Origin of the sequence: Microbulbifer sp. 2205BS26-8 (assembly GCF_030731025.1) — a bacterium.
GTDB classification, from domain to species: Bacteria; Pseudomonadota; Gammaproteobacteria; order Pseudomonadales; family Cellvibrionaceae; genus Microbulbifer; species Microbulbifer spongiae.
On the sequence record NZ_JAVAMR010000019.1, the window covers coordinates 55,354 to 66,202 of the forward strand.

At 60.7% G+C, this 10,849-nt stretch carries 8 protein-coding genes; 6 read left to right on the forward strand and 2 right to left on the reverse strand.

The window, feature by feature from the left end; translation table 11 throughout:
* Window positions 1-313: 313 nt before the first annotated feature.
* The 5 genes from Q5Y71_RS08705 to Q5Y71_RS08725 all read left to right on the forward strand — a co-directional run bounded on the left by Q5Y71_RS08705 (window position 314) and on the right by Q5Y71_RS08725 (window position 7,095).
* On the forward strand, window positions 314-1,834 hold the full coding sequence (locus Q5Y71_RS08705; protein WP_306041679.1) for a sorbosone dehydrogenase family protein: 1,521 nt from the start codon (window positions 314-316) through the stop codon (window positions 1,832-1,834).
* Between the two features lie 50 nt (window positions 1,835-1,884).
* Window positions 1,885-2,133: an exodeoxyribonuclease VII small subunit gene (locus Q5Y71_RS08710; protein ID WP_306041681.1), complete on the forward strand. Its 249-nt coding sequence runs from the start codon at window positions 1,885-1,887 to the stop codon at window positions 2,131-2,133.
* A complete protein-coding gene (locus Q5Y71_RS08715; protein ID WP_306041683.1) occupies window positions 2,126-3,040 on the forward strand; it encodes a polyprenyl synthetase family protein in 915 nt (304 codons plus the stop codon). Before Q5Y71_RS08710 ends, Q5Y71_RS08715 begins: the two co-directional genes overlap by 8 nt.
* Before the next feature lie 92 nt (window positions 3,041-3,132).
* Window positions 3,133-5,049: a 1-deoxy-D-xylulose-5-phosphate synthase gene (gene dxs / locus Q5Y71_RS08720; protein ID WP_306041685.1), complete on the forward strand. Its 1,917-nt coding sequence runs from the start codon at window positions 3,133-3,135 to the stop codon at window positions 5,047-5,049.
* 198 nt (window positions 5,050-5,247) lie between these two features.
* Window positions 5,248-7,095 (forward strand): DUF885 family protein, encoded by a 1,848-nt coding sequence (locus Q5Y71_RS08725; RefSeq protein WP_306041686.1) that lies wholly within the window; start codon window positions 5,248-5,250, stop codon window positions 7,093-7,095.
* Between the two features lie 64 nt (window positions 7,096-7,159).
* Here the strand turns inward: Q5Y71_RS08725 and Q5Y71_RS08730 are convergent, their stop codons facing one another.
* Window positions 7,160-9,259, reverse strand: coding sequence for a TonB-dependent receptor (locus Q5Y71_RS08730; RefSeq protein ID WP_306041688.1), 2,100 nt, complete (start codon window positions 9,257-9,259; stop codon window positions 7,160-7,162).
* Between the two features lie 629 nt (window positions 9,260-9,888).
* Between Q5Y71_RS08730 and Q5Y71_RS08735 the strand changes: the two genes are divergently transcribed.
* Window positions 9,889-10,206, forward strand: a complete 318-nt coding sequence (locus Q5Y71_RS08735) for a multidrug efflux SMR transporter (protein ID WP_306041690.1) — start codon at window positions 9,889-9,891, stop codon at window positions 10,204-10,206.
* Window positions 10,207-10,598: 392 nt separating this feature from the next.
* On the opposite strand, the gene Q5Y71_RS08740 is transcribed toward Q5Y71_RS08735, so the two are convergent.
* Window positions 10,599-10,849, reverse strand: a 251-nt coding sequence (locus tag Q5Y71_RS08740; RefSeq protein ID WP_306041691.1) for a hypothetical protein, incomplete at its 5' end; no start/stop codon positions are given.

The window sequence follows — 10,849 nt, forward strand, 5'->3', positions numbered from 1 at the left end:
CAGGCAATCCGGCCTGGGCGGTGCGTCTCACAGGATGGAGCCCATATCCCTAGGGCCAGCGGCGCATTCCATTTATCCCTTGCCGCAAAAAATGCAGTCCCTTACGCATCCATGCCCGTTAATTATGGACATCAAGTGAGAAAAAAGTAGGGGTGATCCACTGAATTTTATGTAAGAAATATCTCACATTGTGAGAGATACCCTTCACATTGAGAGGGATTTAAAGCGCGCTCTGTGGTAAAACGGGTCCCGCGCAAAGAACGCGGCCACTATAACTGCCTCCATGCCAAGTTCAATCCAGTTCGGAAATAAAATGTTGAAATATACGCTAATATTTTTGCTTATCCTCAGTGCGATAGTTTCAACCACCCTGGCCGCCGTTGACTCGGGTATCAGTGTGCCCTGGCGCCAGATCATTGGCGGCGCAAGGACGACCCAGCAGGAGGTCACCGCCAACCTATCCACAGCACAGGGATATTCGCTCCAGCTGTTTGCCAGCGAGGTGCCCAATGCCCGCTGGCTGGCCGTCACCCGCTCCGGAGACGTGCTTGTTTCCCAGCCCAGGAGCGGCCAGGTTTCGCTCCTGTTTGCCGATCGCAACCACGATGGCCGTGCAGACGGCCAGCGTGTCCTTATTGAGGACCTGCGCCGCCCCCACGGCCTGCTCCTCCATGAGGGCTGGCTGTATATTGCCGAGAGCGACGCGGTGGGGCGCGTGCCCTTTGATCACTCGGATGCCCGTCTCGCCGGCAGTTACCAGAGAATTATCGAAGGACTGGAAGATGATGGCCACTGGACCAAAACCATCGATATGGGTCCCGATGGCTGGCTGTATTTAAGCAGTGGCTCCAGTTGTAATGTATGTATTGAAAAGGACCCGCGTCGCGCCACCATTATGCGCTTACGCCCCGATGGCAGCGACCTGGAAATCTTCGCCACCGGCCTGCGCAACAGTGTGGGCTTCGACTGGTCCCCGAGAGATGGCGGTCTCTACGCCACAGACAATGGTCGCGACTGGCTCGGTGACAACCTGCCGCCCGATGAACTCAACCGAATCCGGCAGGGAGCGTTTTACGGCTGGCCCTACGCCTATGGCGATCGGGTGCCAGATCCGGATTTCGGTGTCGACGCGACCCCCGCCATCCAGGAAAAGATTGCCACCTCGGTGCCTCCGATACACACCTTTGCGGCCCATAACGCCCCACTGGGACTCCAGTTCCTGCGCAGCGCCAAACAGCCGGCGGATTATCGCAATGCCGCACTGGTAGCCCTGCACGGTTCCTGGAATCGCAGTGTCAAGGACGGCTACAAAGTGGTTTCGCTGCACTGGCATCAAAGTGGAGAAATTGAGCAACGGGATTTCCTCTGGGGATTTCTCAGCAAGGACCGCAAGACGGTGTTCGGCCGACCGGTAGCGATCGCAGAAGATACTAATGGCAACATTTATATCTCCGACGACTACGCAGGGGCCGTCTATCGCCTGTCCGGCAGTGGTGTACCCGCTGCCGGCACCGCCCCCCCGAAGGAGGCACCATCCAAGGCCCAGGACACCCCACCCGCTGTTGATGCCGCTGCGGTCCGCAAGGGAGCCGGGCTGTACCAAAGCAATGGCTGCGGCCTCTGCCATCAGCAGCAGTTGCCCTTAACAAACCTGCGCAGTAAATACACTGTGCAGACCCTGGCGGAATACTTCGACGCGCCCACCCCACCGATGCCCAATTACAATTTTGACCGCACCCAGAAAAAAGCCCTGGCACATTATCTGATGTCCCGGGAAGTCTCCCCGCAGGCGCCCACGCAACCGGTGCCGACACCCGGGATCCCCCCGCATTGACCCCTGCTGCGCCAGCGGCTAAGGTTGCCCCGCAATGACGAGGCGATGCTATGGCGGCAAAGAAACAATCGGCAACGTTTGAAGAGAACCTGGAGGCGCTGGAAAAACTGGTGGAGCGCCTGGAGGCCGGGGACCTCCCCCTGGAGGAAGCCCTGGCCGACTTTGAGCGGGGGGTGAAACTCACCCGCGAGTGCCAGCGCAAACTGGCGAGCGCGGAGCAGAAAGTCAAACTGCTGATGGAGGAGAATGGCGGCATTAAAGAGCTGCCTTTCGATACCGACGCCGCAGAAGATGCCTAGCACTGCCGCCGACCCGCCCGCAGCGCTGAGGGCATGGCTGCAGTGTTCCGCCACCCGGGTCGAAACCCGCATCCGGGAGGCACTCTCCCTCCCCACAGCGGGGGCAGAGAGCCTGTTTGACGCCATGCGCTATGCGGCACTGGGGCCCGGCAAACGCCTGCGCCCGGCACTCGTGTATGCCTGCGCTCAGGTTTTTTGCACGGAGGCTTTCAACCCCGCCCGCTGCGACGCAACGGCCGCAGCGCTGGAATGCATCCACGCCTACTCCCTGATCCACGACGACCTTCCGGCCATGGACGATGACGATCTGCGCCGGGGCCGCCCCACCTGCCATATTGCCTTTGGTGAGGCCACCGCGATTCTCGCCGGCGACGCCCTGCAGACCCAGGCCTTTGAACTGCTGCTGGCGGACACCCTGGCGCCCGCCCTGAAACTGCGATTGCTACAGGAGCTTGCCGCCGCAACCGGCAGCCGGGGTATGGTTGCGGGTCAGGCCATCGATCTGAATTCGGTCGACAAAGCCCTCAGCCTGGACCAACTGGAGCCCATGCACCGCCTGAAGACCGGTGTCCTGATCTGCGCCAGCGCCCGCATGGGCGCTATGCTCGGCAGTGCCAGTGAGAAACAGCTGGAAGCTGTGACCCTGTATGCTCGGGCCATCGGCCTGGCTTTCCAGGTACAGGACGACATCCTCGATATCACCGCAGACACCGCAGTTCTGGGCAAGCCCCGGGGCGCAGACGCCCTGCGCAACAAGCCCACCTACGTATCCCTGCTGGGTGTGGATGGCGCCCGGGCAAAGCTGCAGTGCCTGCACCAGCAGGCCCTGGATGCCCTCAATCCCCTGCCCGGCGATACCCGCTTACTGGCACAACTGGCGGACTACATCGTCCAGCGCAGCCACTGAGCACGGCGCCCGCCACGCCCCGGGATGCAATATACCCGTCACGGGCATACAATCCCCTTCATTACCACCACCTGTAGCCAATGAACCGATTGATGCTCGAAGATATACCACGCACCCGCCCGCACACGCCGCTGCTCGATGCCATCGACAGCCCGGCCCAGCTGCGCGCCCTCGATGAACGCCAACTGCCCGAACTCGCCAGCCAGCTGCGCGAATACCTGCTGTACTGTGTCGGCCAGACTGGCGGGCACTTCGGCGCCGGCCTCGGTGTGGTGGAGCTGACCGTTGCCCTGCACTATATCTACAACACCCCGGAAGACCGCCTGGTGTGGGATGTGGGCCACCAGACCTACCCCCACAAGATTCTCACCGGGCGCCGCGAACAGATGCTCACCATGCGCCAGCAGGGCGGCCTGTCCGGATTCCCCAAGCGCAGCGAGAGCCCTTACGACACCTTCGGGGTTGGACACTCCAGCACCTCCATTGGCGCCGCCCTGGGGATGGCACTGGGCTCTCCCGACGAGCGCAAGGTGGTGGCGGTGATCGGCGATGGTGCCATGACCGCGGGTATGGCCTTCGAGGCCCTCAACCACGCCGCCCACACCGGCCGGGATATGCTGGTGGTACTCAATGACAACCGTATGTCAATCTCGAAAAATGTGGGGGGGCTCGCCACCTATTTCGCCAAGATCCTCGCCAGCAAGGCCTATCTCAATATGCGCGAGGGCAGCCGCAGGATACTGTCTGCAATTCCCAAAGCCTGGCAACTCGCGCGGCGCACGGAAGAGCATGTCAAGGGGATGATCACGCCCGGCACCCTGTTCGAGGAACTGGGCTTCAACTACGTGGGCCCGCTGGATGGGCACAACCTGCACGACCTGGTACACACCCTGCGCAACCTACGCAGCCAGCCCGGCCCCCAGCTTCTGCATATCGCCACCACCAAAGGCAAGGGCTTCAGGCCCGCTGAAGCGGACCCGGTGGGCTATCACGCCCTGAACAAGCTGGAGCCGGCACGCAAGGTGCAGGTCTCCTTAACCGGCCGGAAGACATTGCCCAAGTACCAGGACGTCTTCGGGCGCTGGCTGTGCGATACCGCCGCCTGCGACGAGCGCCTGGTCGGCATTACCCCCGCCATGTGCGAGGGCTCCGGCATGGTGGAATTTTCCCAGCGCTTCCCGGAGCGCTTCCACGATGTCGCTATCGCCGAGCAGCACGCCGTGACCCTCGCCGCCGGTCTCGCCTGTGAAGGCCAGAAACCGTTAGTAGCCATATACTCCACCTTCCTGCAGCGAGGCTACGACCAGCTGGTGCACGATGTGGCCATCCAGAACCTGGACGTCACCTTTGCCATCGACCGCGCCGGCCTCGTGGGTGAGGACGGCCCCACCCACGCCGGCAGCTTTGACCTGACCTTTATGCGCTGCCTGCCCAATCTGGCCATTGCCGCCCCCAGCAATGAAAATGAATGCCGCCAGCTGCTGACCGCCGCCTACCAGCACCGGGGCCCCGCCGCGGTGCGCTACCCCCGCGGCACCGGCCCGGGCGCCGCGATCGAAGCGGAAATGCGCGCGCTGCCCCTCGGCAAAGGTCACCTGCTACATCGAGGCAGCGGCGTGGCCATCTTGAATTTCGGCGCCCTGCTGGCTCCAGCCGCAGCGGCGGCGGAGCGGCTGGGGGCAACAGTAGCGGATATGCGCTGGATCAAACCCCTGGATCAAGCACTGATTGATGAACTTGCCGGAAACCACCAGCTCCTGGTGACTATCGAAGAGAACGCCGTGGCCGGCGGCGTCGGCAGTGCTGTGCTGGAGTATCTCAACAGCACCGCCAGGACCCTGCCGGTATTGCAACTGGGGCTGCCCGACCGGGTGATTGAACACGGAAAACACGACAACCTGCTCGCCGGAATCGGCCTCGATGCCGCCGGTATTGAAGAGCGGATACGCCGGCGCCTGCAGCTTCTGAGCCAGCACGATTTCAGCAGCCGCACCGCAGCGGTCAACTAGCTGTTGCACCTGAGGACGCGGCCCGAGATCACTGCGATAGCCGGGGTAGAGCCGATGGCTGACACCCGGCAACCCAATGCCGGAGCACCGGGGTAAGGGAGAGCGCCGCCTCTGGCCAGTGCGACTCCTTGAACCTTGCAATCCCGCGCGCAGGCGCGGGTATTTCTACAGCGGATTCCGCTTTGTACGGGAGGGGAAATGTCATTCTTCAGGAAAGTCCTTGTCTTACCCATGGGCCTGCTCGCCAGTTTCAGTGCCACCGCCATGGATCGGGAAGCCTTTGATCGGGCCTTCGAGGCCCTGCCCACTGAGAGCGCCTCCGAACGGCTGCCGGCCCTGCAAGACCTGCGCTACCGCTGGCTGATGGAGAGCTTCCCTAGCCAGGCCACCTACGAGGGCTACCCCGGCCAGAATGACCGCTGGGTAGACAATTCGATCGCCGCTATTGAGCGCCGCCAGGCGCAGACCCGACGCCTGCTGGGGGCCACCCGCAATATCGACGCAAGTGCCCTGCACGCAGCACAGCAGCTCGATTACCAACTGCTGTACCAGGACCTGCTTGGCGCAGTGAAAGGGTTCCAGTTCCCCGATCACCTGCAGCCGCTCACCCACATAAGCGGTATCCAGCGCAGTGTTCCGGCGGTGCTCAACAGCATGCCCCGTCGCACCGCTGCGGATTACGACACCCTGCTGGCGCGCCTGGAGAAGCTCCCCACACTGGTGGCGCAAACCCAGGCACTGATGCGCCTGGGGCTCAGGCAACAGGTGACACCGCCACAAATCACCCTGCGCGACCTGTCCCGCCAGATCCGCGCCCTGATTCCCGCATCCCCACAGCAGAGCCCGCTGCTCAAAGCCTTCGCGGAAATGCCCGGGAACCTATCCGCCGCCCGACAGCGCAGCCTGCAACAACGCGCCTACGCCCTCTACAACGAGCAGCTGGTGCCGGCCTGGCGGGATCTGGCCGGGTTTGTGGAGCGCGAATATATCCCCGCGGCACAGGTGGACATCGCCCTCTCCAGCCGCCCCGACGGATCGCGCTGGTATGCCCACAAAGTCCGCCAGAACACCACCACGGACCTGAGTCCCGAGGAGATACACCGCATCGGCCTGGCAGAGGTCAAACGTATCCGCGGGGAGATGAAGAAAATTATCCGCAAGACCGGTTTCCAGGGCGATTTCAAGGCGTTTACCGAATTCCTGCGCACAGATGCACAGTTCTATCACAGCAGTCGCGAAGCGCTGCTGCAGGAGTACCGGGCTATCGCCAAGCGCATCGACGGCAAGCTGCCGGCCCTGTTCGGTACCCTGCCTCGCCTGCCCTACGGGGTTGAACCCATCCCCGGCTATTCCGAGCAATCGCAAACCACTGCCTACTACCAGCCGGGCTCCCGCGAGGCCGGCCGCGCGGGGATCTTCTTCGCCAATACCTACAACCTGCCCAGCCGACCCAAGTGGGAGATGGAAGCCCTCACCGTGCACGAAGCCATGCCCGGCCACCACCTGCAAATCGCCCTGGCCCAGGAACAGAGCGAGATTCACCCTCTGCGCCGCCTGGCCCTGTATACGGCCTTTGTGGAGGGCTGGGGCCTCTACTCCGAGAGCCTCGGCTACGATCTGGGGCTGTACCGGGACCCTTACAGTGAGTTCGGTGCCCTGACCTATGATATGTGGCGCGCAGTGCGTCTGGTGGTAGATACCGGGATGCACCAGCTGGGCTGGCACCGCGAACAGGCCATTGCCTACTTTATGGAAAACAGTGCCAAACCCCTGCACGATGTCACTGTGGAAATCGACCGCTACCTGGTGTGGCCGGGCCAGGCGCTGGCCTACAAGCTGGGGCAGCTAAAAATTCGGGCACTGCGGGCGAAAGCGGAACAAAGCCTCGGCAGCAACTTCGATATCCGCCGCTTTCACGATACGCTACTGGGCGCCGGCGCCCTGCCCCTCAATATCCTGGAAGCCCGTATGGACAACTGGATTGACAGCCAGGGCGCTCCCTCCGCCCGCACAACCGCGGAGGCCGCACCGCCACCCGCAGGCTAGCGTACCCCGGCAACCCGGCAGGTGTGGGGCACAGGCTCCACCCCCGGGCAAAGACACACCACATTTACCAATCAGCGGACACTGACAGGTAGAGTGCGCGGTGCGCACCGAGTAAATAGCGCTCGCCGCCAAAACGGCTGTAATCCGCCCGCTCCGCATAGTCTTTATTGGCGAGGTTCAGTGCCCGCACAGAGAGCGCCCAGAGCTCCATTGCCCAGCGCAGGCGCAGGTTGAGCAGATTGTGGCCGGGATACTCGTGCCGGTTCTGCGGATCGGTATAGTAGCGCCCCTGGTGCAACCACTCCAGCTCGGCGGCCATCCCCGCCCATGGCTGCCAGCGCAGACGGGTGCTGCCAAACACCCTCGGCGCCGAATCCACAAGCCGGCCATCCAGTGCCACACCCTGCAGCCGGCGCGCGTCCCGGTAGCGATGCTCGGCATAACTGGCGGCGGTCTCTATCCGCCAGCGGCTGGCGAATACGTACTCGAACGCAAACTCCAGGCCCTGGTGCGCGGTTTTTCCATTGGCGCGGTTAAAGTACTCGGTATCGCGAAAAATCACATTGCGCTTGCGCATCCCGTAGGCGACCAGTTCGTAAGAAAACCCGCCGCCATGGCCGCGCAGACCCAACTCAAGGCTTTGTATCCGCTCCGAATCCAGTGCCGCAACGCGCTGCTCCCGCTGCAAGCGGTAGAGCTCCGTAGTCTGGGGGACCCGATACCCCTGGGCCAGGTTGGCAAACAGCTGCAGGCCCGGCGCAACCCGGAAAATGGCCCCCAGTTTCGGGGACCCGTTCAGAAAGCGGTCCTCCCGGTCTTGCGGGCGGCTGAACCTGCAACCGCCAAACCCACAGGGTGTGCCATCCTCCCTGGTGCGCCCGGCCAGCATGTTATTGTCATAGTGATAGTGGACCGCTTCAAAGCGCAGGCCCCCGAGAAGGTCCCATCGCTCGTTCGGGCGCCAGGTGGCCAGGGCAAAGGGGGCAATACTCCAGGCGTCGACCTCGTAATCGTAGTGTTTGCCAGTGGGAATTGTCGCCTGCAGAAAGTCCGACCCTTCTGTGGGATGTGCCTGGCTCTCGCGCAGATAGCCCCGGGTAAACTCCCCGTCGATGCCCGCCACCAGCGCCAACTGGTCCCCCCCAGCAACGCGGTAACGGCTTCTGATGCCCGCACTCTCCTGGCCGTTTTCCTCCAGGGCCTGCCCGGGCAGATAGTGTTGTAAAAAACGCATCTCCGTCTTTCGCAGGTAGGGCGTCAATACCAATGTCCGATCCCCGCCCAAATCGATATCCAAGCGCGAGTACAACCGCAGGGCGTCGGCATCGCGAAATGCCTCTGGGTTGGGGTTTTCCCGACTGGCGCGGCGGTTTCGATAGGCACCGGTGCCTTCAATATATCCCGCCGTCTCCTGATTGACATTGGTTGCGGCCAGACGTGTCCGGATCTCCAGGGAGCCAGTCTGCACCAGGTGTTGCAGGCTGAGTTTCTGCTGGTCGTAGCCGGAGCGGTCCCGGTAGCCGCCGTCTGTGGACAGAGACAGATCCATACGCAGACCCCAGGGGTTGTCGGTACCGGTGTCTGCCGAGAATTTCGCCCGATAAAACGCCTCGGGACCGGCTTCAAACCCAACCGCAGCGGAGGCACCGCCCGCTTTTTCCCCCACGGTGGGACTGATCACATTCACCACACCGTGCAGGGCATTGGCACCAAACAGGATGCCGGCGGGCCCCCGTGTCACCTCGATACCCCGGGCCGTTTCACTGTGGGATTCGAAAAGTTCATTGATATTGCAAAAGCCCTTCGCACGCAGTGGTATGCCGTCTTCAGCACTCAGCACACTGCCACAGGCCCCGGCGCCGGACAGCACCGGCGAGCGCAGCGCCGGCAGGTATTCCTGGCCATTGCCCCTGGCCAGATTCACACCGGGCACCCGCACCAGGCTCTGTTGAATATGGCTGTGTCCCACCAGGGTCAGGGCCTCACCGCCAACTTCAGAGAAGCGCTCCGGCAATGCCCCTGCGTGGCTGGCCGTTACCAGCAAGGTCTCGATGCGCTCCTGCCCGGCCACGCCGCTGCCCGGCAGCATAAGCCATCCCAGCAGACCACTCATGCAATACAGGCCAGCCCCCTGCCGTATTGGCCGCGCTATCTCCTTTGGCATCCGAAATCCCCTATAGCATTTTCAATGCCCGCTCTCTCTGGCCAAAGGAAAGTTCAGCGTCATTATGTGTATGAACGATCACCAGGGCGGCCCACGGAGATTCCGACCAAAGTATCACTACTCAATACAGTCAATAAAATCCTGAAATTTCCGGGCCCAGTAAACCATTACAGCCACCGGTGTAGTTGGCTTTTTTACGCAATCACTTTGCATTGCAACTCCCCTGAAAAATCCGCCAAGGATTTCTACGGTAGCAAATTCACAGGGCAACAATCCTATCCGGTATCCCAATCCAACAGGACCGGATAGATAACAGAATATCAACACAACAGGGCCCCGATTACACTTAGCGATAGCTGTTAAACCCGGTTTGCCCTGAGCAATCCCTCTTTGGCCAGGACCGGTTTTGCCCAAACTGTACAGCATCTGGATGGGATCGGCTGCTTGGTGTACCTCACCAGGGCCCTGTGTGATATGGATACCGTTAACGGGTCTACAGGAGATATCTTGACTGCACACCCCAAAAGAAAGAACCCCGCTGTTTGCGCCTTGGCTGTCTGTCAAGGGGAGCGCGCGTGCGTATACTTACTCTGCCCGGATAAACAACCCTGCATCTCGAAGAGGAAAAAATGGCCTGGTTCTACCTGATACTGGCAGGCCTGTGTGAAATCGGCTGGGTCCTCGGACTAAAGATTTCCCAGGACCACACCACGCGCCTTTTGGGCATCCTGATGGCCGCGGTCTTTATTGGGGCCAGTGGATTGCTGCTGTGGCTGGCGCAACGGGAGATACCCATCGGCACCTCCTACGCGGTTTGGACCGGCATCGGCGCCGCCGGGGCATTCCTGGTAGGCATTCTCTTTTTTGGGGACCCTGCCAGTTTGAGCCGCTACCTCGGTGTGTTGCTGATTATAGTTGGAGTGGTCACGTTAAAGCTGGCGCACTAGTGCTGCCAAAAAAGACAGAAGGGAATTGCCGCCAGAAAAAGCTCATAATCTTCCTACTGCTCTGAAGCATAATAGAATTCTACACAGACTAAAGAGTCCCAAGTTACTCCATTGACTGCGATTAAAAGCCCAATTTTACCAATGCTTGCTCTCCAGCGTTACCCGCTCCTTGGATTCAGCTGTAAGCTAATGGTCTATATTCAACTGCGCGCATCACTGCTAGGTAGCCCAAGGCTCGCTTCATAGCGGCGATCAACTTTGCGTGACTTAGACCGTCAATCGCGTCGCGGAGAGCCTGTGCACAGTGTCCATTTATTCGACCTCTTGATATCCACTTTTCCTGGACCTAAGCTATGCTTGCGGCACAAAAGTTTTGCCCACTTTAACTTGGCCTAAAATTCTGTCACTCGAAAATTATTATCAATAAAGCATAGTTTTTCTGCGTCTTCAGGACCCTTTAAATAGAACCTTACGACATTATTTTTCCCACCTCTATAAACATCAACGTACCACTCCTGCCACAATGAAAGATCCGCTTCACCGACATTCTCCTCCTGTTTTGATCGAAATTTAGTACAGGCATTTATCAAGAGAAAATCGCTCATATTCAAACTCAACGCTGGAGCAGGAACGGATTTTCCAG